This window comes from Polaromonas sp. CG_9.5 (genome assembly GCF_035984465.1).
Lineage (GTDB): Bacteria > Pseudomonadota > Gammaproteobacteria > Burkholderiales > Burkholderiaceae_C > Polaromonas.
The window spans coordinates 15051-41481 of sequence record NZ_JAXCHR010000008.1 but is presented as its reverse complement, the minus strand read 5'-3'; the positions used below and the strand labels follow the sequence as shown (position 1 = coordinate 41481).

28 protein-coding genes are annotated in these 26431 nt (G+C 60.3%); 14 read left to right on the top strand and 14 right to left on the bottom strand.

Annotated elements, in window-relative coordinates:
* Positions 1 to 8 precede the first annotated feature (8 nt).
* Positions 9 to 971 carry a DUF808 domain-containing protein gene (locus tag RCH06_RS08110; protein ID WP_327080944.1) on the bottom strand — a complete coding sequence of 321 codons (963 nt, stop codon included), beginning with the start codon at positions 969 to 971 and terminating at the stop codon, positions 9 to 11.
* Between the two features lie 152 nt (positions 972 to 1123).
* Positions 1124 to 1492 carry a glycine zipper domain-containing protein gene (locus RCH06_RS08105; RefSeq protein ID WP_327080943.1) on the bottom strand — a complete coding sequence of 123 codons (369 nt, stop codon included), beginning with the start codon at positions 1490 to 1492 and terminating at the stop codon, positions 1124 to 1126.
* A gap of 280 nt (positions 1493 to 1772) precedes the next feature.
* Here RCH06_RS08105 and RCH06_RS08100 point away from each other — a divergent pair, with 280 nt between their 5' ends.
* Positions 1773 to 1922 carry a hypothetical protein gene (locus RCH06_RS08100; RefSeq protein WP_327080942.1) on the top strand — a complete coding sequence of 50 codons (150 nt, stop codon included), beginning with the start codon at positions 1773 to 1775 and terminating at the stop codon, positions 1920 to 1922.
* Between the two features lie 21 nt (positions 1923 to 1943).
* Here RCH06_RS08100 and RCH06_RS08095 read toward each other — a convergent pair whose 3' ends face one another.
* A complete protein-coding gene (locus RCH06_RS08095; protein ID WP_327080941.1) occupies positions 1944 to 2465 on the bottom strand; it encodes a GNAT family N-acetyltransferase in 522 nt (173 codons plus the stop codon).
* A gap of 177 nt (positions 2466 to 2642) precedes the next feature.
* Between RCH06_RS08095 and RCH06_RS08090 the strand changes: the two genes are divergently transcribed.
* The 3 genes from RCH06_RS08090 (at position 2643) to RCH06_RS08080 (ending at position 5083) form a co-directional block, all read left to right on the top strand.
* On the top strand, positions 2643 to 2936 hold the full coding sequence (locus RCH06_RS08090; protein ID WP_327080940.1) for a 2Fe-2S iron-sulfur cluster-binding protein: 294 nt from the start codon (positions 2643 to 2645) through the stop codon (positions 2934 to 2936).
* Positions 2937 to 3008: 72 nt separating this feature from the next.
* A complete protein-coding gene (locus RCH06_RS08085) occupies positions 3009 to 3803 on the top strand; it encodes a c-type cytochrome (RefSeq protein WP_327080939.1) in 795 nt (264 codons plus the stop codon).
* A complete protein-coding gene (locus RCH06_RS08080) occupies positions 3800 to 5083 on the top strand; it encodes a c-type cytochrome (protein WP_327080938.1) in 1284 nt (427 codons plus the stop codon). The genes RCH06_RS08085 and RCH06_RS08080 overlap by 4 nt, the downstream gene beginning before the upstream one ends.
* Positions 5084 to 5112: 29 nt before the next feature.
* Here the strand turns inward: RCH06_RS08080 and RCH06_RS08075 are convergent, their stop codons facing one another.
* Positions 5113 to 6360 (bottom strand): MFS transporter, encoded by a 1248-nt coding sequence (locus tag RCH06_RS08075; protein WP_327080937.1) that lies wholly within the window; start codon positions 6358 to 6360, stop codon positions 5113 to 5115.
* A gap of 337 nt (positions 6361 to 6697) precedes the next feature.
* On the opposite strand from RCH06_RS08075, the gene RCH06_RS08070 reads away from it, so the two are divergent.
* From RCH06_RS08070 to RCH06_RS08050, 5 genes are all read left to right on the top strand, one after another.
* The gene (locus RCH06_RS08070) at positions 6698 to 6841 is read left to right on the top strand and encodes a hypothetical protein (protein WP_327080936.1); all 144 of its coding nucleotides are present in this window, start codon (positions 6698 to 6700) and stop codon (positions 6839 to 6841) included.
* A 7-nt stretch (positions 6842 to 6848) separates the two neighbouring features.
* Positions 6849 to 7166: a VF530 family protein gene (locus RCH06_RS08065; RefSeq protein WP_327080935.1), complete on the top strand. Its 318-nt coding sequence runs from the start codon at positions 6849 to 6851 to the stop codon at positions 7164 to 7166.
* Positions 7163 to 8014, top strand: a complete 852-nt coding sequence (locus tag RCH06_RS08060; protein ID WP_327080934.1) for an alpha/beta hydrolase — start codon at positions 7163 to 7165, stop codon at positions 8012 to 8014. Before RCH06_RS08065 ends, RCH06_RS08060 begins: the two co-directional genes overlap by 4 nt.
* A gap of 62 nt (positions 8015 to 8076) precedes the next feature.
* On the top strand, positions 8077 to 8715 hold the full coding sequence (locus RCH06_RS08055) for a pseudouridine synthase (RefSeq protein ID WP_442799626.1): 639 nt from the start codon (positions 8077 to 8079) through the stop codon (positions 8713 to 8715).
* A gap of 43 nt (positions 8716 to 8758) precedes the next feature.
* Positions 8759 to 9514: an SDR family NAD(P)-dependent oxidoreductase gene (locus tag RCH06_RS08050; RefSeq protein ID WP_327080933.1), complete on the top strand. Its 756-nt coding sequence runs from the start codon at positions 8759 to 8761 to the stop codon at positions 9512 to 9514.
* A gap of 9 nt (positions 9515 to 9523) precedes the next feature.
* On the opposite strand, the gene ppk2 is transcribed toward RCH06_RS08050, so the two are convergent.
* The 5 genes from ppk2 to RCH06_RS08025 form a co-directional block, all read right to left on the bottom strand.
* Positions 9524 to 10453 (bottom strand): polyphosphate kinase 2, encoded by a 930-nt coding sequence (gene ppk2 / locus RCH06_RS08045; RefSeq protein ID WP_327080932.1) that lies wholly within the window; start codon positions 10451 to 10453, stop codon positions 9524 to 9526.
* Between the two features lie 213 nt (positions 10454 to 10666).
* A complete protein-coding gene (locus RCH06_RS08040) occupies positions 10667 to 10906 on the bottom strand; it encodes a YdcH family protein (protein WP_327080931.1) in 240 nt (79 codons plus the stop codon).
* Between the two features lie 65 nt (positions 10907 to 10971).
* Entirely contained in the window at positions 10972 to 11409 is a 438-nt protein-coding gene (locus RCH06_RS08035) for a universal stress protein (protein ID WP_327080930.1), read from the bottom strand.
* 87 nt (positions 11410 to 11496) lie between these two features.
* A complete protein-coding gene (locus RCH06_RS08030) occupies positions 11497 to 11778 on the bottom strand; it encodes a DUF427 domain-containing protein (RefSeq protein WP_327080929.1) in 282 nt (93 codons plus the stop codon).
* A 39-nt stretch (positions 11779 to 11817) separates the two neighbouring features.
* Complete coding sequence (locus tag RCH06_RS08025; RefSeq protein WP_327080928.1) at positions 11818 to 12312, bottom strand: hypothetical protein; 495 nt, start codon at positions 12310 to 12312, stop codon at positions 11818 to 11820.
* Positions 12313 to 12676: 364 nt separating this feature from the next.
* Between RCH06_RS08025 and hemN the strand changes: the two genes are divergently transcribed.
* The gene (hemN, locus tag RCH06_RS08020; RefSeq protein WP_327080927.1) at positions 12677 to 14068 is read left to right on the top strand and encodes an oxygen-independent coproporphyrinogen III oxidase; all 1392 of its coding nucleotides are present in this window, start codon (positions 12677 to 12679) and stop codon (positions 14066 to 14068) included.
* Between the two features lie 101 nt (positions 14069 to 14169).
* Complete coding sequence (locus tag RCH06_RS08015) at positions 14170 to 14727, top strand: YaeQ family protein (RefSeq protein ID WP_327080926.1); 558 nt, start codon at positions 14170 to 14172, stop codon at positions 14725 to 14727.
* Between the two features lie 13 nt (positions 14728 to 14740).
* Here the strand turns inward: RCH06_RS08015 and RCH06_RS08010 are convergent, their stop codons facing one another.
* On the bottom strand, positions 14741 to 15676 hold the full coding sequence (locus tag RCH06_RS08010; RefSeq protein WP_327080925.1) for an ion transporter: 936 nt from the start codon (positions 15674 to 15676) through the stop codon (positions 14741 to 14743).
* Between the two features lie 204 nt (positions 15677 to 15880).
* Positions 15881 to 17632, bottom strand: a complete 1752-nt coding sequence (locus tag RCH06_RS08005) for a long-chain fatty acid--CoA ligase (protein ID WP_442799623.1) — start codon at positions 17630 to 17632, stop codon at positions 15881 to 15883.
* A 454-nt stretch (positions 17633 to 18086) separates the two neighbouring features.
* Here RCH06_RS08005 and RCH06_RS08000 point away from each other — a divergent pair, with 454 nt between their 5' ends.
* From RCH06_RS08000 to RCH06_RS07990, 3 genes are all read left to right on the top strand, one after another.
* The gene (locus RCH06_RS08000) at positions 18087 to 18554 is read left to right on the top strand and encodes a DUF411 domain-containing protein (protein ID WP_327081066.1); all 468 of its coding nucleotides are present in this window, start codon (positions 18087 to 18089) and stop codon (positions 18552 to 18554) included.
* Positions 18555 to 18711: 157 nt separating this feature from the next.
* Positions 18712 to 20040, top strand: a complete 1329-nt coding sequence (locus RCH06_RS07995) for a TAXI family TRAP transporter solute-binding subunit (protein ID WP_327080924.1) — start codon at positions 18712 to 18714, stop codon at positions 20038 to 20040.
* Positions 20041 to 20066: 26 nt separating this feature from the next.
* Positions 20067 to 21275, top strand: coding sequence for a M20 aminoacylase family protein (locus RCH06_RS07990; RefSeq protein WP_327080923.1), 1209 nt, complete (start codon positions 20067 to 20069; stop codon positions 21273 to 21275).
* An 84-nt stretch (positions 21276 to 21359) separates the two neighbouring features.
* Here the strand turns inward: RCH06_RS07990 and RCH06_RS07985 are convergent, their stop codons facing one another.
* The 3 genes from RCH06_RS07985 to ettA form a co-directional block, all read right to left on the bottom strand.
* A complete protein-coding gene (locus tag RCH06_RS07985; RefSeq protein WP_327080922.1) occupies positions 21360 to 23735 on the bottom strand; it encodes a DUF1631 family protein in 2376 nt (791 codons plus the stop codon).
* A 43-nt stretch (positions 23736 to 23778) separates the two neighbouring features.
* Positions 23779 to 24330: a DUF1415 domain-containing protein gene (locus RCH06_RS07980; protein ID WP_327080921.1), complete on the bottom strand. Its 552-nt coding sequence runs from the start codon at positions 24328 to 24330 to the stop codon at positions 23779 to 23781.
* Between the two features lie 139 nt (positions 24331 to 24469).
* Positions 24470 to 26131, bottom strand: coding sequence for an energy-dependent translational throttle protein EttA (gene ettA, locus RCH06_RS07975; protein ID WP_327080920.1), 1662 nt, complete (start codon positions 26129 to 26131; stop codon positions 24470 to 24472).
* Positions 26132 to 26431 lie beyond the last annotated feature (300 nt).

The window sequence follows — 26431 nt, the reverse complement described above, 5'->3', positions numbered from 1 at the left end:
AGGCATGGTCAATGCCCTGGAATCTTCTGCGTCTCAGGCTTGCGCAAACGCTGCACCAGCGTTACGCCCATCAGCACCACCGCGCCTGCCACCACGCCGACCAGTGCATTGATCGTCATCGGCGTGATGGCTTCAAGCACTTTGCCAATGCCGGCCACTTCACCGGCGCGCTGCGCCAGCGCCTCGATGCCGTGGCTCAACACACCCACGCCATGCGTGAGAATGCCGCCACCCACCAGGAACATCGCCACCGTACCCGCCACTGACAGGCCTTTCATCAGCCACGGCGCCATGCCCAGGATGCCCCGTCCCAGCCTGCGCTGAAAGCCGGCCCAAGCGCCGGTACCCGCGCGCTTGCTCAGGTAAAGACCGCCATCGTCAAGTTTGACAATGCCGGCTACCACGCCGTAGACGCCCACCGTCATGGCAATGGCCATGCCGCTGAGCACCACTACCTGCGTGGTGAAGGGCGCGCCTTGCACCGTGCCCAGCGTGATGGCGACGATTTCGGCCGACAAGATGAAGTCAGTGCGCACTGCGCCTTTGATCTTGTCTTTTTCAAGCGCCACAAGGTCAATGTCCGAATCGGCTATGGCGTTGACCAGCGCCTTCTGGCTGGCCGCGTCATCGGAGGCGCTGTGCGTGAATTTGTGCGCCAGCTTTTCAAAGCCTTCATAGCAAAGAAAAGCGCCGCCCACCATCAACAGCGGCGTCACAGCCCACGGCGCCCAAGCGCTGATGGCCAGCGCCGCCGGCACCAAAATCGCCTTGTTGATGAAAGAGCCTTTGGCGACGGCCCAGACCACCGGCAGCTCGCGCTCTGCCTTGACGCCAGAAACCTGCTCGGCATTGAGCGCCAGGTCGTCGCCCAACACGCCGGCGGTTTTTTTGGCCGCCACTTTGGACAGCAGCGCGACATCGTCGAGCACACTGGCAATATCGTCAATCAGGGCGAGAAGGCTGGTGGCCATAAATTACTTTGGAAGTGCGGCATGCGCCGTTATTGAAAAAAGGCCTTGCATGGCAAGCGGTGATGCTGCAAGTCTCGCGGTTATTTTAGGAGGCAACAAAAAGCCGCCCTCAGGCGGCTTGGATATTTCCTGACGAAACCGCCGGAAAATACTCAACGTGCCGTCAGACGCCCCAAAAGAAAGCCCAGCGCCACAGCAGCAGCGACGGCTTCAAGCGGCTTGTCCTGCACCCAGGACTTTGAGCCTTCAAGGGCGCGGTTGGGCGCTTCGGAAACCCAATGCGCCTGATCGGAAAAGCGCTCGGCGACATGCGACGCGTTGCTGGCCAGCTTGTCGACGGTTTCATGGGCCGCTGTTGCAACGCGGTCGACGGTGCTGCGAGCCGGGTCGATCACCTTGTCAATCGTGCTGTGCAGTGCCGAACCTGCCGTATCTACACCACGCTGAACAGCATCGACAGTTGAATTGGCGTTGGCGTTGCCAGAAGAATTTTTGTTGGCTGTCGAGTTTGAGTTTTCCATGTGGTTTCCTTAAAAATCAGTAATTCCAGACAATTGACCGTCTAAATTCAAGCGCTCAAGCCTTCTGGAAAAATAATGCTGCGCCCGCTTCGGTGTAAAAACCAACTTTAAGAGCCGTGCTGAAGACGCTTTGTGCGTCGACGCGGGAAGTGCCTGTAGGACAAGAAGCACAAAAGCCGAAAACAGAGCCCCTAAGGCGGTGATGCACTGACAGGGCGGTTAACGTGCCAGTTGTCGCGCCAGGCGTCGTCTGGCGCTTAAACCCCAAGGAGATTTCCACATGACCCTGTTTGTAAAAACCGCCCTGTCGCATACCGGCCCGGGCGAGGAAAAAAACGACAACGAAGACGGACTGGCGTTGCCGGTGAACCCCGACCAGGGAATGCCGCTGGTGCCCGATGCAGAGGGCGAGGTCACTGTGCCCGGCTGAACGCTGTCCGCAACCTAACCTTCAGTCAATCGGACGTTTGAGACGGATTTCCTCAAGCTTCACGCTGCCGAAATCGACGGTCTTGAGCGACGGCATTTCGCGCTTGAACCCGGCGGCATGCTCGGCAAACTCCAAAGCGCGTGCATTGCCCAGCAGCACCCACATCGTGACTTGCGTGCAGCCTTCTTCCTTGAGGCCGTCGCGCGCGCCGTCCCACAGCGCCACACCCACGCCTTGGTTCCAATGCGCTGGCGTCACATAAATCGCCCAGATTTCACCCACGGTAGAGCGGGTCTTGGGATCGCGCGAGCGGTCAAAGCCGACAAATCCGACCAGCTGGTCGCCATCTGTGGCCACCAGCACCTGCGGCTCGCTGTATTCAATCGCTTCACGCCAGTAGGCCTGGCGCTTTTCCACCGTCATCTGGCTCAGGTAGTCCTCGGGCATCAGGTCTTTATAAGCGGCTTGCCAGGTGGCGACGTGAATTTCGGCAATGGCTTTGGCATCGCGGGAAGTGGCGGGACGAACTGAGTAGCTGGACATGAAAAAATCGCTTTTGAAGGTCAGAGAGGAAGCCTCGGGAGGCCGGATTGTCGCGCAAATCGAGTTTGGGCCCGTCCAGGCTGGGGTAAATTCAGAGTTTCGCCCACCCGCCCGTTTTCGGCATCCGTCCCGAATGTCCCTGCAGCCCGACATCCAATCGATCCGGCATGAAACGCCATGACAGCAACCCTTTCCCCCTCTTTTACCGCCCACATTGCACCCGACGGCACCACTTTTGAAGCGCCGGCGTCGCTGCCGCTGCTGCAAGCCGCCGAGCGGGCCGGGCTGACGCTGCTGGCCAGTTCGTGCCGCAACGGCACTTGTCGCTCGTGCATTTGCCGGCTGGCAAGCGGCCAGGTGGTGTACCGCATTGAATGGCCGGGCTTGAGCCTGGATGAAAAGCGCGAAGGCTACATCCTGCCCTGCGTGGCGTACCCGGTGTCTGACGTGGTGATCGAATTGCCGTTCTGACGTAGCGGGTGGCGCAGCGTCACCGCAGTGCCACGCGCTGGCCCAGCAGCTTTTTTCAAGGCTTGCTGACTGATGCATGATTCCGTTATGAAAAAGACCTGGTTTGAATCTCTCACGCGTTCCTTGAGCGCACTGGCTTTGACAGGCTGCGCCGTGCTTTTTGCAGGCACCCCCCCGGCTGTGGCGGCAGCACCGTTTGAAAACACCATCGCCCAGCGCACGCTGGCTTGCACCGCCTGCCACGGCCCGCAGGGCCGCGCCGCACCCGATGGCTATTACCCCCGCCTGGCCGGCAAACCAGTCGGCTACCTCTACAACCAGCTGCTCAATTTCAAGCAGGGACGGCGGCATTACGGTTTGATGACGCAGCTGATTGATCCGCTCAGTGACGCTTACCTGCTGGAAATGGCGCAGTATTTTTCAGCCCTTGAAGTGCCCTACCCCGCACCGACGCCCAGCCCCGCTTCTGCCGATGTGCTGCGCCACGGCCAGACGCTGGCGCTGCAGGGCGACGCCGCGCGCAAGGTGCCGGCCTGCGTGCAATGCCACGGCCAGTCCATGACGGGCGTGGCGCCCAACATTCCCGGTTTGCTGGGGCTGCCGCGCGACTACCTCAACGCGCAGTTGGGCGCGTGGAAAGCCGGCCAGCGCCGCGCCCATGCACCTGACTGCATGAACGATGTGGTGGCCCGGCTGAGCCTGGAAGATATCAATGCAGTGGCCAGCTGGATTGCCGCCCAGCCTTTGCCCGCCAACACCCACCCGGCCGCATCGCTGCCGCCTTTGGCGACTGGCAGCGCGGCGATTGCCTGCGGAAGTGCGCCGCTGGCAGCACCCGGCTTGACCGAAACGAAAGCAGAAAAATGAAAACAGGGATGAAATTTTTGCTCGGCGCGGGCGTTCTGGCCGTGGTGGCGCTGGCCGGGGTGTGGCTGCTGAATGTGCGCGATGAGGTCAATGTCAATACCCCGGTCGCCTTGGCCCCCAGCGATAGCCTGATCGCGCGCGGCGCGTATCTGGCGACGGCCGGCAACTGCATCAGCTGCCACACGGCGCGCGGCGGCCAGCAATATGCCGGCGGCCTGGGCATCCAGACGCCTTTCGGCACCGTGTTCACGTCCAACCTCACGCCCGACGCCAATACCGGCATTGGCAGCTGGTCGTCGGCGCATTTCTGGCGCGCCATGCACAACGGCCGCTCCAAAAGCGGCCGCCTGCTGTATCCGGCTTTTCCGTACACCAGCTACACCCAGGTCACGCGTGAAGACTCGGACGCCATGTTCGCCTTTTTACGCAGCCTGCCTGCGGTGAATCAGCCCAACCTGCCCAACACCCTGCGCTTTCCCTTTAACTCGCAGGCGGCGCTGGCGGTGTGGCGCGCGCTGTATTTCAAGCCCGGCGTGTTTGAGCCCGACAGCCAGCGCACCGCCGAATGGAACCGGGGTGCCTACCTGGTCACCGGTTTGGGCCACTGCAGCGCCTGCCATTCGACGCGTGACGCATTGGGCGGCATCAACGACAGCATGGCGCTGGCCGGCGGGCTGATTCCGATGCAAAACTGGTACGCCCCGTCGCTGGCTTCACCGCATGAAGCCGGCGTAGCGGACTGGCGGCGCGAAGACATCGTGAGCCTGCTGAAAAATGGCGTCGCACCCGGCGCATCGGTCACCGGCCCGATGGCCGAAGTGGTGCTGCGCAGCACCCAGCACCTGAGCGCGCAAGACCTGCTGGCCATGGCCGACTACCTGAAAGCCCTGCCCGCTGCAAAAGCAACCCTGGAGCCACTGGCACCCGCCGTGGCGCGCACGGCCAACACTGAAAAAAACACCAAGCTGTATGAACAGCACTGCGCGCAATGCCACGGCAGCCAAGGCCAGGGCGTGCCCAATGCCTATCCGCCGCTCGCGGGTAACCGCGCCGTGACGATGGCGTCGACCGCCAATCTGGTGCAAATGGTGCTGAACGGCGGTTTTTCGCCCGCCACGGCAGGCAACCCGAGGCCGTTTGGCATGCCGCCTTTTGTGCTGGTGCTCAGCGACAGCGAAGTGGCCGATGTCATCACGCATATCCGCACTGCGTGGGGCAACCAGGCCAGCAGCATCACGCCTATGGACGTGAGCCGAATCCGGGCCAATCAGGCGCACTGAACGCCAGTGGCTTACTGCCGATTAGCCGATTACTGGATGGCAGAGGAATCGGACATCCGGTCGCGGTTCGCCAGCGCCGGAAATTTCCGGAACCAGATCACCGCCACCAGCAGCGTGCCGATACCGCCAGCCACCACCGACCCGACCGGCCCCAGCAAGGCCGCTGTGGCTCCGGATTCAAATTCGCCCAGCTGGTTGGAGGCGCCGATGAACACCGAGTTGATGGCGCTGACGCGGCCCCGCATGTCGTTGGGCGTTTCGATTTGCACCAGTGTCTGGCGCACCACCACGCTGACCATGTCAGCACCGCCGGAAACCGCCAGCGCCACCAGCGACAGCACAAAGCTGGTCGACAGACCAAACACCAGCATGCACACGCCGTAAACCCCCACCGCCAGCAGCATGGTGCGGCCCACCCGCCGCTCCAGCGGCCAGCGAGTCAGCACCACCGACATCAGCAAAGCGCCCGCCGCCGGCGCTGCGCGCAGCAGGCCCAGCCCCCACGGCCCGACATGCAAGATATCTTTGGCAAACATCGGCAGCAGCGCCGTCGCCCCGCCCAGCAACACCGCAAACAAGTCCAGCGACACCGCGCCCAGCAGCGCCTTGCGCCGCCAGACAAATTCAGCCCCGGCCAGCAGCGTTCGCATCGACACCGGCTCGCGCGGCGGCGGCACATGGTCGTAGCGCAGCACCGCAATCAGCCCGCAGCCAATGGCAAACAAAAACGCGCAGCTGGCGTACACCGCCGTCGCGCCGGCCACAAAAATCACGCCGCCCAGCGCCGGCCCGGTAATCACGGCAGCCTGCATGCCCGCCGAGCTGAACGCCATCGCGCGCGGCAGCATGAGCGGCGGCACCAGCATCGGCGTCAGCGCTTGCTGCGCCGGCATCTGGAATGCCCGCGCCACGCCCAACATGACCGACACGCCCAACAGCAGTTCGCGCGAAGCCCAGCCGCTTGAAGCGCCCCAACCCTGTGTGGCCGCCACCAGAATCAAGGCCACGCTGGCCTGTATCACCAGGCACGCCGCCACGATGCGCCCGCGATGCAAGCGGTCAGCGACATGCCCGGCCACCAGCGTCAGCAGCAGCGCCGGCAAAAACTGATATAGCCCGACCAGCCCCAGATCCCAGGCGCTGCCCGTCAGCTCATACATCTGCCAACCCACCGCCACCATCAGCATCTGGTTGCCCGTGGTGCCAAAAAGTCGGGCAAACCACATGCGCATAAAGGCGCGCTGGTGGGTGAGTTCGGTAAAGGAGTTGTCAAGCATGGCGCCAGAAGCTTACCAGCCGGCAAGCGCTGAAACCAAGCCAGCCCTGCCAGCGAATTTGCTACTTTATTAATAGCTGATTGCGCCCGTCTGGAATGCGCTATAGGCCTTTTTTTCCAAAAAACCAAAGAATTCATACGCTGTGTCTCTGGCGGCCCGTCAACCCCAGCGGCTGATGCGCTGGCGCAGATCGCCGGGCCGCAAAAACAGCCCCTTTCGGCGATTGGCACAACGCCCCCAACCGGGCAAGCGATGCTGCCCGCAATGATTGCCCCCGCCTGCCGTGCACGCCAGAAGTTGCACCGATAATCAGGCATTAACCTACTGGAGAAACGTCATGGCAAAAGGTCAGCAGCACAACGACAAAATGGTCAAGAAACCGAAAAAAGACACGTCGCCCGCCAAACTGGTGTCGCCCGACGCGGTGCGCCCGACCGTGGTCACGCAAATTCCGGTGCGCGGCAAACTGAAGAACAAATAAGCCCGCCATGACGACGCCCGCTGGCCCCCCTGATGCTGCGTCGCCAGTGCCTGCAACCGCCCCGGACCAGCCGGGCAACCTGCTCCACGGCGTCAAGCTTGAAGCCATCGTCTCGGCGCTGGCTGAACACTACGGCTGGGAAGATCTGGGGCAGCGCATCAACATCCGCTGCTTCACCAGCGAGCCCAGCGTAGCGTCCAGCCTGAAGTTTTTACGCAAGACACCGTGGGCGCGCGAAAAGGTCGAAAGCCTTTACCTGTTCATGTTGCGCGAGATCAGGCGCACCAGCCCGACAGTTCACAACTTTCCGCCACCGCGCCCTTGACCCCTCGCGCCGGCACGGTGCCACTTACCTGCAAGGCACCGATGTCACGCGCTGCGCTCACCCCCCGTTTTTTGATTGGCTGGCTGGCCATAACGCTGCTGGCAGCGATTTTTCCTGCCCGGTTTGCCAGCGCAGGCGAACGGGTTCAGGTGGATTCTTTGCGCCCTGGCGTTCGCATCAACGTGTTCTGGCATCCGGCAGAGCAAGCCCACGCCACAGTGCTGATGTTTACCGGCGGTGACGGCGGCTTCGGCAAAGTTCAGAACGGCTGGCCAGCCAGCGAAAATTTCCTCGTCAGATCAGCCCCGCTCTGGGCGCAGGAGGGCTTGAATGTGGCGCTCTTTGGCCGCCCTTCCGACATGGCGCAACTCAGCCCTGAAGCGCGCGTCTCAGACGCCCACCTGCAGGATATCCAGGCCACTATCAACTGGATCAAAACACAAAGCTCTGCCCCGATCTGGCTCGTCGGCACCAGCATGGGCACGATCAGCACGACCGCCGCGCTCGTCAAGCTCGATGACCCGCAAATCGCTGGCGGCGTCCTGACATCAAGCATCGTCAGCTTCAAAACTATCGGCGCGGTCCCGAAACAAGCACTCGACCATATCAAGCGGCCTGTGCTGGTCTATCACCACCAGAACGATACCTGCCAGCTTTGCCAGCCGCATGAAGTGCCCGGCATCCTGGCCGGACTGAAGAATGCGCCCATCAAGAAACTGATGATGGTGTCAGGCGGCAGCAACCCGAGCGGGCCGGTCTGTCAGGCGCTGCACTGGCACGGTTTCATCGGCATGGAGCCGCAAGCCGTCGCCGACATCTCGGGCTGGATCAGGAAGCCGGTGAATTGACTGAATTGACTATTGAAGGCGTGGCCCGCTCCAGCCCGCCTTCTGAAAACCCGCCGGCAGGCATTGACGTGGTCTATGCCGACGCCAGCCTGCTGGTGCTGAATAAGCCTTCAGGCCTGCTGGCCGTGCCGGGCCGTGGTGAAGACAAACAGGACTGCCTGAGCAGCCGCGTGCAGCGGCTCTATCCGGAGGCGCTGATCGTTCACCGGCTGGACATGGCCACGTCGGGCCTGATGCTGATGGCGCGCGGCATCGCCATGCAACGCGCACTCAGCAGCTTGTTCGAGCGCCGCGAAGTCCACAAGCGTTACCTGGCCGTTGTCGATGGCTGCCTGGCACCCGCGCCAACGCCTGACGGCTGGGGCTTGACTGACCTACCCATCGTGGTCGACTGGCCGCGCCGCCCGCTGCGCATCATTGATGCCGTGCTCGGCAAACCCAGCCAGACCCGCTGGCGCGCGCTGGCATTCGATGCGGCCACGAACAGCACGCGCGTCGAGCTGGAACCGCTGACCGGCCGTTCGCACCAGTTGCGCGTTCACCTGCAGGCGCTGGGCCATCCGATTTTGGGCGATGCGCTGTATGCGCCCGAAGCGGTGCAGGCCAAAGCGCCGCGTCTGCTGCTGCACGCCTGCGCCTTGGGGTTTGTGCATCCGGTCAGCGGCGAAGCGCTGCGGCTTGAAAGCCCGGCTGATTTTTAACCGCCCTGCACAGCGCCGCAGGCTTGCCGCTACCATCCGGCGCATGACCCCACATCTTTATCTGCTGACCGGCGCTTCGCGCGGCATGGGCCTGGCCCTGGCGCAGCAACTTCTCACCGCCCCCCACACGTTGGTGTGCATTTCGCGCACCGAGTCTGCCGAACTGGCGCAGCAAGCCCGGCAAACCGGCGCGACCCTGCTGCAGTGGCGGCACGACCTGGCCGACAGCCGCACTCTGGTAGCGCGGCTGCAGCAATGGCTGACCGCGCAACGCGATACGCCTTGGCGCAGCGCCACGCTCATCAACAACGCCGGCATGATTCCGTCCATTTCACCGCTTAGCCAAGCCGATGCCGACGGTCTTGCACGCGCATTGCGCGTCGGACTGGAAGCGCCGATGCTGTTGACGGCGGCCTTTTTGCACGCCACCGAAGGATGGGCTGTCGAGCGCAAGGTTCTCAATATCTCGTCAGGACTGGGCCGCAGGCCGATGGCGTCGCAAGCCGCTTACTGCGCGGCCAAGGCCGGCATGGATCATTTCAGCCGCTGCGTGGCGCTGGAAGAAGCGTTAAAAACCGGCGGTGCAAAAATCTGCGCCCTGGCTCCCGGCGTGATCGACACCGACATGCAGCTTCAGTTGCGCAGCGCAGACGCAGAGGCTTTTCCTGACCGGGATCGTTTTGCGCAATTAAAAAGCGGTGGCCAGCTGACCACGCCCGATGAGGCGGCCCGACAATTGCTGGCCTGTCTGGCGCGGCCAGATTTTGGCGCGCACCCGGTGGCCGATGTCAGAGACTGAGCGCACCGCTCAGTAAACTTCAGGCACCACGATGTCTTTGGGCACCGGCTGGCGCACATAGTCGTCGTGGCGAACGCGTTCGGGCAACATCACCGGCGGATGCGTGACTTCCTGGTAGGGCATTTGCGCCAGCAGGTGATGAATGCAATTGAGGCGGGCCTTTTTCTTGTCGTCAGCCTGCACCACCCACCACGGCGCCTCAAGAATGTGGGTGCGCTCCAGCATGATTTCCTTGGCCTTGGTGTATTCCTCCCAGCGGCTGCGCGACTCCAGGTCCATCGGGCTGAGTTTCCACTGCTTGAGCGGATCATGTATACGGCCCAGAAAGCGCAGGTTCTGCTCTTCATCGGAAATGGAAAACCAGTACTTGATGATCTGGATGCCCGAGCTGACCAGCATCCTTTCAAAATCCGGCACAGTGCGGAAAAACTCTTCGTACTGGGCATCGCTGCAAAAGCCCATCACCCGCTCAACCCCGGCGCGGTTGTACCAGCTGCGGTCAAATAGCACGATTTCACCGGCTGCGGGCAAATGCGAGACATAACGCTGGAAGTACCACTGGCTGCGTTCGCGGTCACTCGGCGCGGGCAGCGCCGCCACGCGGCAAACCCGTGGGTTGAGCCGCTGGGTGATGCGCTTGATGACACCGCCTTTGCCGGCGGCGTCGCGGCCTTCAAACAAGATGACGACCTTGTGGCCTGAAGAAATCACCCAGTCCTGCAGCTTGACCAGCTCGCCCTGCAACCGAAACAGTTCGCGGAAATACTGGCGGCGGCGCTCCCTGTCAACCGCCTTTTCATGCTCGGTCTGGTTCAAAGATACATCGCCTGTGAGCTGGGCCACCGTCTGGTCTTCAAGCTCCATCTCCAGCTCTTCGTCGTAACTGTCGATCAGGTCGTGGCGGATACGCCGCATCATTTCCTCGTCAATTGAATTCATCGCGCACTCCGGCAAAAACGGGAAGTTGATCAGCCCGCCAGCGTAGCGCCGGAATGTTTCAGTTTGATGAAACCGGGTGGAATACAGGGCCACGAAAGGGCCTCAATTCTGTTTCCGGTCTGACGCAATAACGCTATTAAATTTATAGCTACAACCGCAATACCAGAATGCGCAAACCCCTGTTTACTTTCATAAAAGGGGTTTGCAGGCCATTCAGGCCGATTGGAGGAGTTGGTAAATCTCGTCCTTGAGCTCCAGACGTTCTTTCTTCATCACTTCCAGCGCCTCATCGGCAATGGCTTCCTTGCCTTGCTCGTATTGGGTGATGGTGTGGTTGTGTTCATCGTATTTGTCGGCCAGCGTCGCAAAATGCGCGTCCGAAGCCCTGAGCTCTTTGAGCTTTTCAGCGTATTCGGCAAATTCGTGTTGCAAGTCGTGATTCAGCAATTCCATGAAAAATTCCTTTGAGTTTTCAAACAAACGGCGCCAGGCGCCAGACAATGCGCTGGTGGTCGTGCTTACACACGCACCACCAACACCGAAACATGGGCATGCGACAACACCTGCGCGGTGACGCTGCCCAGCACCAGTTTTTCGAGTCCGCTGCGGCCATGCGAACCCATCACCAGCAAATCTGCCCCTAAAGCCGCTGCAGTATCCAAAATGGCCTGGTAAGTCGAATGGCCTTCCACCACCGAGCCTTCAGCCGCAATGCCGTGCGATGCAAACACCTGCCGTGCAGTGCTGATGGCTTCTTCGGCTTCCTGCTTGGCGGCGCTGAGGTATTCAGCCTGACCATATGAAAAGTCAGTGCCCACGCCGGTAAAGGCATAGGGGTCGATGACATAAATCAGCGTGACCGCGCTTTTGAAAGCTTCGGCAATGGCTACGGCCTTGTCGATGGCCAATTGGCCGGTGGGCGAGCCATCGACGGGAACCAGGATGTGCTTGAACATGAGGCTTTTCTCCTTCAACGCGGTAAAAATATTCTCGGGAATGCGTCCCGCCCGGTCAGTGGTCTACCGGTAGCGTCAGGCGCACGCTCAAGCCTCGATCCTGACGCCCTTCCAGAAAGCGACATGTCCCTTGATGTTGTCGGCCTCGGGTTTGGGCTCGGGGTAATACCAGGCAGCATCGGTGTTCATTTCACCGTTCACCAGCAGCGAGTAGTAACTCGCCTGGCCTTTCCATGAACACATGGTGTGGTGGTTGCTGAACGTCACGTAATCGCGGTTGAGCGAGGTTTCAGGGAAATAGTGGTTGCCTTCCAGCACCACGGTGTCGTCGCTTTGCGCAATCACAGCGCCATTCCATACTGCTTTCATACTGTCTTTCGTGTCTTGAACGGGTTGGGGGTCTTCAGCTTAATCGTCATGGTCGCGTTGCCCATGGTGCTTGTCGTGCTTCTTCCAGTGTTTTTTCGCCTGCTTTTCCTGCTCTTTTTCGTGCTTGCGGGCTTCTTTCCAGTCATTTTTATTCATGTACACCGCCTGCGGCTGCAAAGCACGGCGGCGTTCATAGTCGTCGTCGCCACGCACCTTAACAAAGTAAACCGGCCGGTTGCAGGCGTTGTACCTTGCGCAGTGCCGAGACCATTTTTTGGCATGGCCGGGCGGCACGTGCAAATACAGGGGTGGCTGCTGAACAGAGACAGGCGCACGCTGAATGATGACCGGCTGCGCGTAAATGACGGGTGGCGGCGGCGCATTGCCAAAAGTGACCGTGCCATAAACCCCCGGCATCAGCGCGCCTTGCAACGTGGCGTTCGCATAAGGCGCAGCAGCGTGCGCAGCGCCACCCAGCAACGCAGACAAGGCAACAAGGCCTGCTGCGAGAAAGGATTGGAGGTTTGTTTTCATGATTTTTTTCTTATGGGATTCACGCTGAACGCTGGCAAACGCAGGGGTTGGAAAGGTGCTTTTCAGTGGGCGACAACCGCAATACGTCTTGCACGTCTACCCGCCTTGGTTGTAACCGCCGCATGCCCTTTTCAACGTAGGAGAAGGCGACAGTTTCAAAAAAATTACGTCCTGCTCCCCTGAACGTCCTGATTTCTTGCAGGGGTGTTTGCACAAATATTGCGCGGTATCAACGCGCTGTCCCGAATTACCCGCTAGCCTTGATGACTTGCTGAAAGGCCGGCGCAGAAGGGTTTTTAATGCCCGTCTTCGCTGGCCTTGCACTTCAAAAAAGCGTTTTCACACATTTCGCCTGGATTTCCCAATGACTGCACCCCTGCCTGATATTGAACTGTCCGAAGCGCTGGTCCGCAAATTCGATACGCTCGGCCCACGCTACACCTCTTACCCGACCGCAGACCGCTTCAATGCCGGTTTTACCGAACAGGCTTATCTGGACCATCTCGCCCAGCGCGCCGACAAGCCGGGCAATCCGCCGCTGTCGATTTATGTGCACCTGCCGTTTTGCGAATCGCTGTGCTACTTTTGCGCCTGCAACAAGATCATCACCAAAGAGCATGGCCGGGTCGCCGAATACCTGCGCTACCTGGACAAGGAAATGGCGCTGGTCGCTGCGCAGATCGGCCCCGACCGCAAGGCGGTGCAACTGCACCTGGGCGGCGGCACACCGACTTTCTTCAGCGCCGACGAACTGGGCCAGCTGATGGCCATGCTGCGCCGGCATTTCGACTTCACGCCCGACGCGGAACTGGGCGTTGAAATTGATCCGCGCACCGTTGGCGAAGGCACGCTGGCGATGCTGGCCGGGCTGGGGTTCAACCGCAACAGCTTTGGCGTGCAGGATTTCGACCCGGCCGTGCAAAAGGCCGTGAACCGCATTCAGCCGCTCGAAATGGTTGAAAAAGCGGTGCAAGAAAGCCGCAAGGCGAACTTTCAGTCGATCAATGCCGACCTGATTTATGGCCTGCCCAAGCAAACACTGACCAGCTTTGGCCACACGCTCGACAGCCTGATCCGCATCGCGCCCGACCGCATCGCGCTGTACAACTACGCACATTTGCCCCAGCGCTTCAAGGCCCAGCGGCTGATCAACGACAGCGACATGCCGTCTGCCGAAGAGCGGCTGCAAATATTTCTGATGTCGATGCAGCGCCTGCTGGAAGCCGGCTATGTGTACATTGGGCTCGACCATTTCTCCAAACCTGACGACGAGCTGAACAAGGCGCGGCTGGACAGAAGCCTGCACCGCAATTTTCAGGGCTACACCACCCGCGCTGAGTGCGACCTGATCGGCTTTGGCGTGTCGGCGATCAGCAAGGTCGGCGATTCGTACAGCCAGTCGGTGCGCACCGTCAACGCCTATTACGAGCGGCTTGACCAAGACCGCCTGCCGATTGAAAAAGGCTTTGCGCTGAGCTTTGATGACGTGCTCAGGCGCGACATCATCATGACGCTGATGTGCAGCGCGCCGGTGGATTTTGCCGCCATCAACGCCCAGTACGGCATTGACTTTGCGTCCTACTTTGCGCCCGAGCTGGAACGACTCAAGCCGTACGAAGAAGCCGGGCTGATCACGCTGGACGACGCGGCCATCCGCGTCACGCCCAAGGGTCGCCTGTTTGTGCGCGCCAGCGGCATGGTGTTTGACCGCTACCTTGGCCAGCCGACCACGTCGACGTATTCCAAGCTGATCTGAGCTTTCGGCGGACTGCCAAAAGGCTGTTCCAATAGAAGGTTTAACGCAAAGCCCTGCACGCCCGTCCGGCGTTCAGGGCTTGGTCACCCGAGAGCAACGTCATGGCCATCAAAGCCACCATTCATAAAGCCCAACTGCAAATTGCCGACATGGACCGCGCGGTCTATGCCGACCACAACGTCATCATTGCGCGCCACCCGTCAGAAACCGACGAGCGCATGATGATCCGCCTGCTGGCGTTCGCGCTTTATGTGCAGGGCGACGACAAGCGCGGCAACCTCGAATTTGCCAAAGACCTGTGGGATGTGGACGAACCGGCGCTCTGGCACAAGGACTACACCGATGCGGTGCTGCACTGGATTGACGTGGGCCAGCCTGACGACAAGCGCCTGATGCGCGCCGCTGGCCGCGCCGAACGGGTGACGGTCATCAGCTTTTCCAGCAGCACGCCGGTCTGGTGGAAAAACATTGAGTCCAAACTGACGCGCGCGGCCAATCTGGTCGTCTGGCAAATCGAGGCGGCGCAAAGTCAGGCGCTGGCCAAGCTGGCCGAACGCGGCATGCAATTGCAGGTCACGGTGCAGGACGGCACGGTGTGGATGAGCAGCGGCACCGACTCGGTCGAGATCACACCGCGCCGGCTCACGGCAGCCCGCTGACAGCACTGCCGCGTCAAACCGGCTTTTGCTTTTCAGGCAACACCGCCGCTGCGGCAGCTTCGGGTTCAGGATGCCATTGGTAAGCCGGCAGTTTGGCGCTGCAATGAAAACAGAAATTCGCTTCAGCCAGATGGCCTTCGGTCAGGCACTCGTGACAGGTGCGGGTCGTGGGCTTGGCCTGCTGGCCCAACAAACGGCGCTGCGAGGCCATTTCGGCAGAGACGATGCCGGTCGGCACCGCCAGCACGCCCCAGCCCAGCAACATCATGAATGAGGCAATCAACCGGCCCAGGTCGGTGCGCGGCGTCATGTCGCCAAAACCCACGGTGGTCAAGGTGGTGATGGCCCAGTAAATCGAGGTGGGAATGCTGGTGTAGTTGTTTTCAGGGCCTTCAACTACGTACATGACCGTGCCCATGATGAGCACCACCATCATGACGGCCGTCAAGAACACCAGAATCTTGCGCCGGCTGGCCGCCAGCGCGCGCCCGAGCGACTGGTATTCCTCAACGTACGCAGTGAGCTTGAAAATACGGAACACTCGCAGCAAGCGCAGCACCCGCACGTCAATCAGCGCATGCAGCTCGGGCATGAACAGCGCCAGATACGTGGGCAGCAACGCCAGCAGATCAATCAGGCCGTAAAAGCTCAAGGCGTAGCGCAGCGGCTTGCGCGTGCAAGCCAAGCGGGCGACGTATTCAAGGGTAAACAGCAGGGTGAACACCCACTCCAGCACCAGAAAACTGTCGCCATGAACGACATGCAGCGCCTGGACGCTGTCGGCCATCACGACGGCAATGCTGAACAGGATGATGGCGATCAGGCTTTTGTCAAACAACCGCCCGGCCTGGGTATCGGCCTCGAAAATAACGGTGTACCAACGCAGGCGCCAGCCTTGCAGGGGCTTTTCAACTTTGAAGTCCGGGGTATGGGAATCGGGAAGGGCCATGCTTGCAATCAACACTTCTGCGTGCAGCGTTGCGATGTTTTCAGTTCAAGGGACTGGCAGGATAACCCAGACTGCCCTTGAGAACAGGCCCGACAAAACCGCAAGGAAATTTGCGGCTTGGTCAGGCTACGCTATATTTTTTATAGCTGTACGCGCCCGTGTGTATTGCGCAGCAAGCCTTTTTCAGGCTTTATTTTGCAAAAATCAAGGTTTTTCGCTCTCGGCTTCCTGCAAAGCGCGCCACATCACCTTGCCGGCACCGCTTTTGGGCAGCGCGTCCATGAACTGCACCACGCGCGGATATTTGTAGGCCGCCATGTGTTCCTTGCACCAGCTGATGATGTCGTCTTCGGTCACCTTGTCTTTGGCATCGGCCCTCAAAACTACCATCGCCTTGACCGACTCGCCCCGGTAGGCGTCGCGGGTGGAAATAATGCAGGCCTCCTGAATCGCCGGATGCCGGAACATCAGCGCTTCGACTTCTGCCGGCCAGACCTTGAACCCCGATGCATTGATCATGCGTTTGAGCCGGTCAGTCAGGAAGTAATAGCCCTCCTCGTCCACATGCCCCAGGTCGCCGGAGCGAAAGAAGCGCTTGCCGTCGATTTCGATGAAGGCAGCTGCGGTGGCGGCGGGCTGCTTCCAGTAGCCTGAGAAGTTCTGCGGCCCGCACATGATGATTTCGCCCTGCTCGCCCTGCGGCATTTCCTCCAGCGTGACAGGGTCGATGACGCGCGCCTCGGTGCTCATGAAGGGAACGCCCAGACACTGCTGCTTGGTGGCGTCGGGCGGGTTGCTGTGCGACGGCGCGGCGGTTTCGGTCAGGCCGTAGCCTTCGGCAAAGCGCAAGCCGTATTGTTCCCACAGCCGCTGCGCCACCGCTTGCGGCATGGCCGCGCCACCGCCGCCGATGTAGACCAGGCTGCTCAGGTCAAAACTGGCAAAGTTCGGGCTGGCCAGCAGGTCGATGACCATCGTCGGGATGTTGGTCCAGTGCGTGACGCGAAAACGTGAGATCAGTCCGCCCGCCAGTTCGCGGTCCCAGCGCGGCATGATGACCAGCGTGGCGCCGCCATAGATGGAGGCATGCATCACCGACACCATGCCGGTGATGTGAAACATCGGAATCACCGACAGCACGACGTTCTCGGACGTGCTGTTGCCCCACAGGGCGCTGGCAACGGCGTTGTGCATCAGGCTGGCATGGGTGTGCATGCAGCCCTTGGGCAGGCCGGTGGTACCACTGGTGTAGGGCAGCACGGCCAGGTCTTGCGGCGTGCTGGTGTGCTCGGGCAGGTAGCTGATGTCGCTGGCGGCCAGTGCGTCAGTCCAGGCTAGCACTGCGCCATCTTGCAGCGCAGGCAGCGCGTGCCGGGTGCCCAGCCAGTCGCGCCAGGATTGCGGCATGGTGTCGTCGCCAGACGTGGACGCCAGGCCTTCAAAAGCGTCGCTGTAGTGCGTCACGATCAGGTGCGCCAGCCGGGCGGATGCTGGCAACTCATTGCTGGCTTTGGCCAGCTCGGGCGCGAGGTCGGCGGCGGTGATGGCGACCTTGACGTCCGGGTCGGTGATGTAGTGCTTGAGTTCTTCGGCGCGGTTCATCGGATTGACCGGCACCACCACAGCATCGACCCGCAAAATGGCGAAATGCGCCACCACCCACTGCGGGCAGTTTTGCAGGTCGAGCAGCACGCGGTCGCCCTTCCTGACACCGAGCCGGTGCAGCGTAGCGGCCAGCCGCTCGGCCTGTTGCAGCACGGCGGCATAGCTCAGCGACTGGTCGAAAAACACCAGCGCCGGTTTGTCGGGAAACCGCAGCGCGCTGACCGCCAGGTTGTGCCAGAGCGAGGTTTGTGGCGGCGTTATGCTGCGCGGCAGGCGTTTGGGCCAGACGCGGGCGTGCAGGTCATGGCGCGGCGCGGTGGCGGTTTGATCGGCGTCAACGGGAGAAGTCAAAGCAATGCTCCAGACAGAATAAAGACCGCAAAGCCTAACCCGAGTCATCGCCCGCCGCATGCGGGTAGCTGCTGATGCACCCCGCACTTTTGTCGCCTGCGTGACGTCGTTTGCGGGGTTTGCGAGCGGGAACGGTGCCAACTTGTCTTGGCCGGCAGGCGGGCACTCATATTGGACGTTTGGGCTGCAGCGTTTGTGACGGCAGCACTGCAATTCTTCGCGCAGCAAGGAACCAACACTTTTTGCACAAACTCGCAGCCCCGGCAGAACAGGCGCTCAGCTGGAACCTTTTTTGATAAGTCACGTCTATTTAGCGCGTGCAGGCATGCGTTGCTTGTGCATGCGAACACTTGGTTTTTTGTGTGCTGCCACAGTCGGTTAGCGCACTGCCTTTTGCACACATTGACGCTTCCCAATCATTGACCGCTTTCAACAACACACAGAAATGAACATGATGAACAGACGATTTCTTCTGCGAACCCTCGCCAGCCTGACAGCTGCTGCAGCCCTGACGCCAAGCCTGATGGCGCAAACCCGGCCCAAGGTGGAGGTCTGGAAAGACCCGGACTGCGGCTGCTGCAAGGACTGGGTCAGCCACCTGGAGGCCAACGGTTTTCAGGTCAGCGTGCATGACAGCGGCAACGCAGAAGCCAGAACCCGCCTCGGTGTGCCCGACAAGCTGGGCTCTTGCCATACCGCACAGGTCGGCGGTTATGCGCTCGAAGGCCATGTGCCGGCGCGCGACATCAAGCGCCTGCTGAAAGAGCGTCCCAAGGCCGTGGGCTTGGCTGTTCCGGGCATGCCCGTCGGTTCGCCCGGCATGGATGGGCCGGAATACAAGGGCCGCAAAGACCCGTATGACGTGCTGTTGATCCAGGCGAACGGCAGCAGCAAGGTCTACCAAAGCTACCGCACCTCTTGAGCCAGCGCGGCAAGCGGAATGCAGGGTGCGCTCAAGCCTCAAGCGCTATTAAAAAAATAGCTGCTTGCGCCCGCTGCTATTGCACAATAGCCTGTTTTAGTCATTAAATAATGATTTTGAAGGCATCGCAGCAGCCGGCGCATGCTAAGGTGACCGGATGAGCAAAACCATACGCTACACGCTGCTGTCGCTGCGCGATCTGGCCGTTTCTGCCGGCCCTTTTGTGGTGTTGGCGGTTGCGCTGCTGGTGCTGGCCTACGCGTGGCTCGACCCGAACCCGCCCAAGCGCGTCACGCTGGCCACCGGCCCGGCGCAAAGCGCGTATGCCGAGTTTGGCAAGCGTTACGCAGAAATACTGGCCAGGGACGGCATTACGGTCGTGCTACTGCCGTCGCAAGGCTCTGCCGACAATTTGCAACTGCTGCGCGAGGGCAAGGCGGATCTGGGGTTTGTGCAGGGCGGCACCAGCGCAGACCGGCCCGAAGACGACACGCATCTGGAGTCGCTGGGCAGCCTGTTTGTCGAGCCGGTGTGGCTTTTTTACCGGAAAGACGCCCTGCCGAATAGCGCCGGCGCGCCCGCGTCGCTCGATTCCTTGACGCAGTTGCAGGGCTTGCGCGTGAACATCGGCACAGTCGGCAGCGGCATTCCAAACCTGATGGAAAAATTGCTGTCGAGCAACAAAATTGATCTGCCCAGCCTGAAGGTGTCGGCGCTTGAGCAAACGCCGGCCACCGTCGCTTTTCTGGAAGGCAAGCTGGACGCCATCGTGTTTGCCTCGGCACCCGAATCGCTGATGGTGCAAATGCTGCTGCAGACGCCGGGCATCAAGCTGATGGATTTTCCGCAAAGCGAAGCCTATTCCCGGCGCTTTGCCTTTTTGAGTCCGGTGGTGTTGCCGCGCGGCGTGGTTGATCTGGCGGCCAATATTCCGCCGCAGGACGTGCGGCTGGTCGCCCCGACCACCGCGCTGATTGACCGCAAGGAAACCCATCCGGCGCTGCTGCAGTTGTTTGTGCAGGCCGGCAAGCAGATTCATGGCGGCGCGGGCTGGTTCAGGCGTGCGCGCGACTATCCCAATCTGGCCAATAACGAACTGCTAATTGCCGCCGAAGCCGAGCGCAGCATCAACAACGACAAGCCATTTTTGCAGCGCTACCTGCCGTTTTGGGTGGCCAATCTGGTCGAGCGCATGTGGCTGGTGATGGGTATTATTTTGGCCATCATGCTGCCGTTGTCGCGCATCGTTCCGCCGCTGTATGCGTTTCGCGTACGCTCGCGCATCTTCAGGTGGTACGCCCAGTTGCGGGACATTGAGGCGCGGATTGAGCACACCGGCGGCGGCGTGAAGTCGGGCGTTTTGCTGAACGAACTCAACAGTCTGGAGCAGCGGGCCGAGAAAATTACCGTGCCGCTTTCCTACACCAATGAGCTGTATGCGCTGCGCGCCAACATCCAGCTGGTGCGCCGAAAATTGCAAGCTTGACGACGTTTTAACCAAAGGTGCCCACCATGCAAATCATTGATTCCCTCGTGACCGAATCGGCTGCCATTGCCGCCCTGCGCCGTGACATCCACGCGCATCCCGAGCTGTGCTTTGAGGAAGTCCGCACGGCAGACCTGGTGGCCCGCCAGCTGACCGACTGGGGCATTGAGGTTCACCGGGGCATGGGAACGACCGGCGTGGTCGGCGTCGTGCACGGGCGCGACGGCGGCGCTTGCGGGCGCGCCGTAGGCCTGCGCGCCGACATGGACGCCCTGCCGATGCAGGAATCAAACACCTTTGACCATGCCAGCCGGCATGCCGGAAAAATGCACGCCTGCGGCCACGACGGCCACACCGCCATGCTGCTGGCCGCCGCGCAGCACCTGTCAACGCACCGCGACTTTGACGGCACGGTGTACCTGATTTTTCAGCCCGCCGAAGAAGGAGGCGGCGGCGCGCAGGAAATGATCAACGACGGGCTGTTTGAGAAATTCCCCATGGAAGCGGTCTTTGGCATGCACAACTGGCCGGGGGGCGCAGTGGGTACGTTTGCCGTCAGCGCCGGGCCGGTGATGGCGTCGAGCAATGAATTCAGGATCGTCATTCGCGGCAAGGGTTGCCATGCCGCCATGCCGCATCTGGGCATCGACCCGGTGCCGGTCGCCTGCCAGATGGTGCTGGCTTTCCAGACCATCGTCAGCCGCAACAAAAAGCCGTTAGACGCGGGCGTTATCTCGGTCACCATGATTCACGCGGGCGAAGCCACCAATGTGGTGCCGGACTTTTGCGAGCTTCAGGGCACGGTACGCACCTTCAGCATCGAAGTGCTCGACCTGATTGAAGCGCGCATGAAAGCGGTGGCCGAACACACCTGCGCGGCGTTTGACGCGCACTGCGAATTTGAGTTTGAGCGCAACTATCCGCCCACCATCAACACGCCTGCTGAAGCCGAATTTGCCCGGCAGGTGATGCGTGACATCGTGGGCGCAGACAAGGTCATGGCGCAGGAACCGACGATGGGCGCTGAAGATTTTTCCTACATGCTCCAAGCCAAGCCGGGCGCGTATTGCTTTATCTCCAATGGCGAAGGCGACCACCGCGAAATCGGTCACGGCGGCGGCCCCTGCACGCTGCACAACCCGAGTTACGACTTCAACGACGACCTGATTCCGCTAGGCGGCACTTACTGGGTACAACTGGCCAGCCGCTGGTTGAACGCGCAAGCGCCGGGTTGATCAGTGCGCCTTGAGGGAATGCCGCGTCCTCAAGCGGTCGACACTACAGCCTGCATGATCCGAAAACGACCGGACAAGCTGTCATCAACGTAAACCGGCCCCATTGGGATCGGCCTTGACTGACCCATTACGCTCCCCATTACCTTCGCCTTCCACGCTGTTACGCATGGCGGTACGGGCAACGCTGTCCAGCGCACCGTCAAGAACCCCTTGCTGGCTGACCACCTTGACCAGCTCCAGCTCCAGCAGATGATTCAGGACACGGCAAGTCATCGAATGCTTGCGCCCGCCTTCGCTGTCAAACATGAACAGCGTGTCATGCGGACTGACCCATGTCAGCTGGGCGCGCACCCACTGCATATCCACCAGCAATTCGACCCAATCGCCGACATGCAAACGGACAGAGGCGCCAGATCCGGGCACGGCAGAGCTCGCAGGATAGCTCTTGCTCTTCGGTAGGGCGGGCTGCGGTGCAGACTCAGGTTCGGCAGGCAGCGAGTCGGCCCAATCATCCATGAAGCCGGAATGCTCAACCTCTTTGGGCGCCAGCCAAAGCGGCGCACCTTCGGCATCATCCTCGGACTCAAACATTTTTTGCATCGAATGAATGCTGCCGGAGGGTGCAGCGGGCAATTCGGAGGGCGGCTTGAGGCTGGCCTGATGGACCACCATGAGCGCATCGAAAAACCCGCGCGACTGCTCAAGCGGATAGTCAATCGACTCCAGCCCCTCACGCAGCAACTTGAGCATTTCCGGAATAACCTTGACAAGCTGCCTGCGCTGCTCGGTAGACGGCGCAACGTCAAGGCTCCAGAACAGGTCTTCCAGCATCTGGCTGTAAACGGGTTGCGCTGAAACAGCACCAACGAATTTCTTTTGCAGTCGTTCCTTGGCCATGACCTGCGCCCAAGGGCCGACAAGAAAGCCTGTGATGAGCGGATGGCGGTCTACAAAATCAGGGCGCACCCTGATTTCAGCGGCTATCTTTATCGCCAGCAGATTGCGCTCTTCGGCCTGGACAAGCGCCTGCACGGCACGGCGCTGTGCCTGACGATTCTCGGGCGTGTTGCGGCGTTGCTTGCGTTCAAAATTTCGCAGCAACTCGGAAAAATGCTGCGCGTCGCTGGCATGCTCTTCCGCCAGCAAGTGGGCAACTTCCTGCAGACTTTGCATGAACTCCTGAAAGCCGGGCGCGCTTTCGCTGGCATAACCCAGGCTGGTGCTGGTGATGGTGTCAAGCAGCCTTCTGGCCGGATGAGTTTTATCGCTGAAAAACCGGGGGTCGGTCACGGCCAGCCGCAAAAAGGCAGGTTCGGCGCCGGCAATGACCTGCCTGACTGGCAGGAGCAGCCGTTCATCCTGGGCCATCTGCTCGATCATCATGCTGACCACTTCAATAGCCAGTGACTGGCCCGGGCTTTTTGCGTCCGTCTTGAGGTGAGCCCGCAATTCGGCCAGCGAAGGCGCAGGCGCGAGTTGGCCAAATCTGGCGCCTTTTGCAGTACGCGCTTTTTCTTCCAGTTCAGGCAGCACGTCAAGCGCGAAAGGCAGCGTGTGCGAGAACTCCGGATGAGAGACTTCTTCCAATTCGTACCCTGAACTGGAGGAATGCTCAGGGTGTGAATTGTCGTAGTCGCCCGTCAACAACCGATGCAGATGGTCAAGCGTGAGCAGTTGCTTGCGACTGGCCGAAGGCACGCCGTCTTGCGCCCTGCCAGACTCAGGCTCGAAACGGGGATTGCCAGAATGATCGTTAGATGCCGAAAAACCCGGCATGCTTTTGGTCTCAAGCATGGAACTCACGCCATAAGCAGCCGGCGCCATGCCTTGAGCAGCAAGAAACTCGTTCAGTTGCACATACATCAACTGCAATTCTTCGCCCATGAGCTTGGCGCCATCGACCAGCCAGGCGGTCCGCGTCTGGCTTGACACAGGAAGCGTCTGGAGCGTGCGGAGCAAGGCCTGGGTCATGATTTCAGGGCGCAGCGGGTTGCTGTCTGCCTTGACCACCAAAAACCCCCGTGCAGTGCTCAGACGCGCGGTAAAACTGGCCAGACCCGCTTCACAGCCCAGACGGATGACCTGCTGCACCCGCGCACGTTCCACGGCCTCCTGAACCTGGTCGTCTTGCATCAGCTCGAGCTCATCAAAGCTGACGGATGACAGCGATCCGGCTGAGCTGAGCGTCTTTTGGGCAGAGCCGGCTGAAAAATCGTCAGCAATGGATTTTTTCAATTCGACCGGAAAGGTGGTCTCCATGAGCAAGCGGTTCTTTTTCAACCCCATGATGACGTTTTGAAGCTGATGCCTTTCTGTCGGCTCAGGCACGGTCATTGACCGCGCATAAATGGCCTCTACCAAACGGGTAGACCAACGATCAATCAGGAAAGGCGCCCGCTTGACCGCCTCGTCAATACATGACTGGAAGGCGGCACCAGGAACTTGCAATGCAGTCGTCATGACAATTGATCCATTTCTTTAGCCGAAAATAATGCCGCTATCCTCAGGGGCCCAGAGAACCAAGCCCCAGGGCCTGCCAGCCTGAATGGCCCAGCTTTTCCAGCGTCCTGATATTTTCTTCAAATATGGTTTCTGCTTCAGGGAAAACCTGCACCGCGCGATCAATGCTTTCTTCGCGCAACAAATGCAGCGTAGCAAATGGCGCGCGGTTGGTGTAGTTGGTGATGTCATCTGGCTCGGTTCCATCAAACTGGAACTTCGGATGAAAGCTGGCCAGCTGCACCACGCCCTCCAGTTCATGCTCGTCCAGTACGCCTTCTGCCACCTCCAGAAAATCATTGAAATCCAGAAAATCATCGAAAAGTGTCGGATGAATCAGCAGCGTCGTGTCAATTTGATCAGCCGGCGTGCTGACCAGCAAGTCAAGCTCGCGGTCGAGCTCTTCCAGCAGATCGTCAGCATGGCGCGCCTGACTCACCACCAGGCGAACCTGGTTTTTGACATATACCGCCTTGGCGAACGGGCACAGGTTGAGGCCGATCACGGCTTTTTCAAGCCACAGGCGCGTTGCAGACAGAACTTGTTCGTCGGTCATGAAATTCTCCACGCGTAAGGCCAGGGTGCGAAAAGCACCTCATTCAAACAGGGGCCGAAAAACCAGCTTCGCCGGGCCACAGGCGAAGCCAGCCCCTTGCGGGGCGCAAAGCTGCACGCGGTGCGCGTCCGTGGCAGCATTAATGCAGCGCTTTGAAGCGCATGCGCTTGGGCTTGGCGCCCTCTTCGCCCAGACGGCGTTTCTTGTCGGCTTCATATTCCTGGTAGTTGCCGTCAAAGAAAGTCCACTGGCTGTCGCCTTCGGCGGCCAGGATGTGGGTGGCAATGCGGTCCAGGAACCAGCGGTCATGGCTGATGACCATGATGGAGCCGGCAAATTCAAGCAGCGCATCTTCCAGCGCACGCAGGGTTTCCACGTCCAGGTCGTTTGACGGCTCATCGAGCATCAACACATTGCCGCCGGCAATCAGGGTTTTGGCCAGGTGCAAGCGCCCGCGCTCACCGCCGGACAGTGTGCCGACGCGCTTTTGCTGATCGCCGCCATTGAAGTTGAAACGGCCGGCATACGCGCGGCTGGGCATCTGGAACTTGCCGACGTTGAGGATGTCAAGGCCGCCCGAGATGTCTTCCCAGACCGTCTTTTCATTCGCCAGATCATCCCGGTTCTGGTCCACAAAGGCCATGCGCACGGTGGAGCCAATCACGACCTCGCCGCTGTCAGGTTGCTCCTTGCCGGCGATCAGCTTGAACAATGTCGATTTACCCGCGCCGTTGGGGCCGATGATGCCGACGATAGCGCCCGCCGGAATAGTGAAACTCAGGTTGTCGATCAGTACGCGGTCGCCAAACGACTTGGTGACGTTATGAAACTCAATCACCTGATGACCCAGGCGCTCGGCCACGGGAATGAAAATCTCGTTGGTTTCAACGCGTTTCTGGTATTCAAAATCGGACAGCTCCTCAAAGCGTGCCAGCCGGGACTTGCTCTTGGCCTGACGCGCCTTGGGGTTCTGGCGCGACCATTCGAGTTCTTTCTTCAGGGCCTTGGCTCTGGCTTCTTCGCCTTTTTGCTCCAAAGCGAGGCGGTCGCCCTTCTGGCTCAACCAGGAGCTGTAGTTGCCCTTCCAGGGAATGCCGTGGCCACGGTCGAGTTCCAGAATCCATTCGGCGGCGTTGTCCAAGAAGTAGCGGTCGTGGGTGATGGCGACGACAGTGCCGGGGTAGCGCTGCAAAAATTGCTCCAGCCAGTCCACCGATTCAGCATCCAGGTGGTTGGTGGGCTCGTCGAGCAACAGCATGTCGGGCTTGGACAGCAGCATGCTGCACAAGGCCACGCGGCGCTTCTCGCCACCCGACAACACACCAATCTTGGCGTCCCACGGCGGCAGGCGCAGTGCGTCGGCAGCAATTTCCAGCTGGTGCTCGGAGTCGGTGCCTGCGGTGGCAATGATGGCTTCAAGCCGGGCTTGCTCGGTGGCCAGCGCATCAAAGTCGGCATCGGGTTCACCGTAAGCCGTGTACACCGCTTCCAGCAGGGCTTTGGCGGCAAACACCGCGCCCATGCCGGCTTCAACGCTTTCACGCACCGTGTGTTCGGGGTCGAGCTTGGGTTCTTGCGGCAGGTAGCCAATGTTCAGGCCCGGCATGGGGGTGGCTTCGCCTTCGATTTCCTTGTCCAGCCCGGCCATGATTTTCAGCAGGGTAGATTTGCCTGAGCCGTTGACGCCCAGCACGCCAATCTTGGCGCCCGGGAAAAAGCTCAAGGACACGTCCTTGAGAATTTGTCGTTTGGGCGGCACGATTTTGCCGACCTTGTTCATGGTGAATACGTACTGAGCCATCAGATCTCTTTGATAAAAAAAGGAAAAACAACGCAATGCAACGCAATCGGTTTGCAGGGCCTCTGCGGGCAGATTTTGCAGTTTGCTTGCGGGCCAAATCCACACGCCAGGCCGACAACGCAACGGCCGCTGAGTGACGTGAATCCACTGATTATCGTTCCATGACACAATACGCAGGTTGCAGGGCTCCAGTTGCCCTCAATATTTGGGCACATCCAGCCACTGGTTTCACCAGGCACACTGTGATGCTCTAGCCCAACTTTTTGATCCCATCTGCCTATGACTGGCGGGTTGCCTTCA

Excerpts from the sequence above, each read along its gene's own strand:
- RCH06_RS08110 (WP_327080944.1), bottom strand. The coding sequence starts at position 971 with ATGGCCACCAGCCTTCTCGCCCTGATTGACGATATTGCCAGTGTGCTC.
- RCH06_RS08105 (WP_327080943.1), bottom strand. The coding sequence starts at position 1,492 with ATGGAAAACTCAAACTCGACAGCCAACAAAAATTCTTCTGGCAACGCC.
- RCH06_RS08100 (WP_327080942.1), top strand. The coding sequence starts at position 1,773 with ATGACCCTGTTTGTAAAAACCGCCCTGTCGCATACCGGCCCGGGCGAG.
- RCH06_RS08095 (WP_327080941.1), bottom strand. The coding sequence starts at position 2,465 with ATGTCCAGCTACTCAGTTCGTCCCGCCACTTCCCGCGATGCCAAAGCC.
- RCH06_RS08090 (WP_327080940.1), top strand. The coding sequence starts at position 2,643 with ATGACAGCAACCCTTTCCCCCTCTTTTACCGCCCACATTGCACCCGAC.
- RCH06_RS08085 (WP_327080939.1), top strand. The coding sequence starts at position 3,009 with ATGCATGATTCCGTTATGAAAAAGACCTGGTTTGAATCTCTCACGCGT.
- RCH06_RS08080 (WP_327080938.1), top strand. The coding sequence starts at position 3,800 with ATGAAAACAGGGATGAAATTTTTGCTCGGCGCGGGCGTTCTGGCCGTG.
- RCH06_RS08075 (WP_327080937.1), bottom strand. The coding sequence starts at position 6,360 with ATGCTTGACAACTCCTTTACCGAACTCACCCACCAGCGCGCCTTTATG.
- RCH06_RS08070 (WP_327080936.1), top strand. The coding sequence starts at position 6,698 with ATGGCAAAAGGTCAGCAGCACAACGACAAAATGGTCAAGAAACCGAAA.
- RCH06_RS08065 (WP_327080935.1), top strand. The coding sequence starts at position 6,849 with ATGACGACGCCCGCTGGCCCCCCTGATGCTGCGTCGCCAGTGCCTGCA.
- RCH06_RS08050 (WP_327080933.1), top strand. The coding sequence starts at position 8,759 with ATGACCCCACATCTTTATCTGCTGACCGGCGCTTCGCGCGGCATGGGC.
- ppk2 (WP_327080932.1), bottom strand. The coding sequence starts at position 10,453 with ATGAATTCAATTGACGAGGAAATGATGCGGCGTATCCGCCACGACCTG.
- RCH06_RS08040 (WP_327080931.1), bottom strand. The coding sequence starts at position 10,906 with ATGGAATTGCTGAATCACGACTTGCAACACGAATTTGCCGAATACGCT.
- RCH06_RS08035 (WP_327080930.1), bottom strand. The coding sequence starts at position 11,409 with ATGTTCAAGCACATCCTGGTTCCCGTCGATGGCTCGCCCACCGGCCAA.
- RCH06_RS08030 (WP_327080929.1), bottom strand. The coding sequence starts at position 11,778 with ATGAAAGCAGTATGGAATGGCGCTGTGATTGCGCAAAGCGACGACACC.
- RCH06_RS08025 (WP_327080928.1), bottom strand. The coding sequence starts at position 12,312 with ATGAAAACAAACCTCCAATCCTTTCTCGCAGCAGGCCTTGTTGCCTTG.
- hemN (WP_327080927.1), top strand. The coding sequence starts at position 12,677 with ATGACTGCACCCCTGCCTGATATTGAACTGTCCGAAGCGCTGGTCCGC.
- RCH06_RS08015 (WP_327080926.1), top strand. The coding sequence starts at position 14,170 with ATGGCCATCAAAGCCACCATTCATAAAGCCCAACTGCAAATTGCCGAC.
- RCH06_RS08010 (WP_327080925.1), bottom strand. The coding sequence starts at position 15,676 with ATGGCCCTTCCCGATTCCCATACCCCGGACTTCAAAGTTGAAAAGCCC.
- RCH06_RS08000 (WP_327081066.1), top strand. The coding sequence starts at position 18,087 with ATGAACAGACGATTTCTTCTGCGAACCCTCGCCAGCCTGACAGCTGCT.
- RCH06_RS07995 (WP_327080924.1), top strand. The coding sequence starts at position 18,712 with ATGAGCAAAACCATACGCTACACGCTGCTGTCGCTGCGCGATCTGGCC.
- RCH06_RS07990 (WP_327080923.1), top strand. The coding sequence starts at position 20,067 with ATGCAAATCATTGATTCCCTCGTGACCGAATCGGCTGCCATTGCCGCC.
- RCH06_RS07985 (WP_327080922.1), bottom strand. The coding sequence starts at position 23,735 with ATGACGACTGCATTGCAAGTTCCTGGTGCCGCCTTCCAGTCATGTATT.
- RCH06_RS07980 (WP_327080921.1), bottom strand. The coding sequence starts at position 24,330 with ATGACCGACGAACAAGTTCTGTCTGCAACGCGCCTGTGGCTTGAAAAA.
- ettA (WP_327080920.1), bottom strand. The coding sequence starts at position 26,131 with ATGGCTCAGTACGTATTCACCATGAACAAGGTCGGCAAAATCGTGCCG.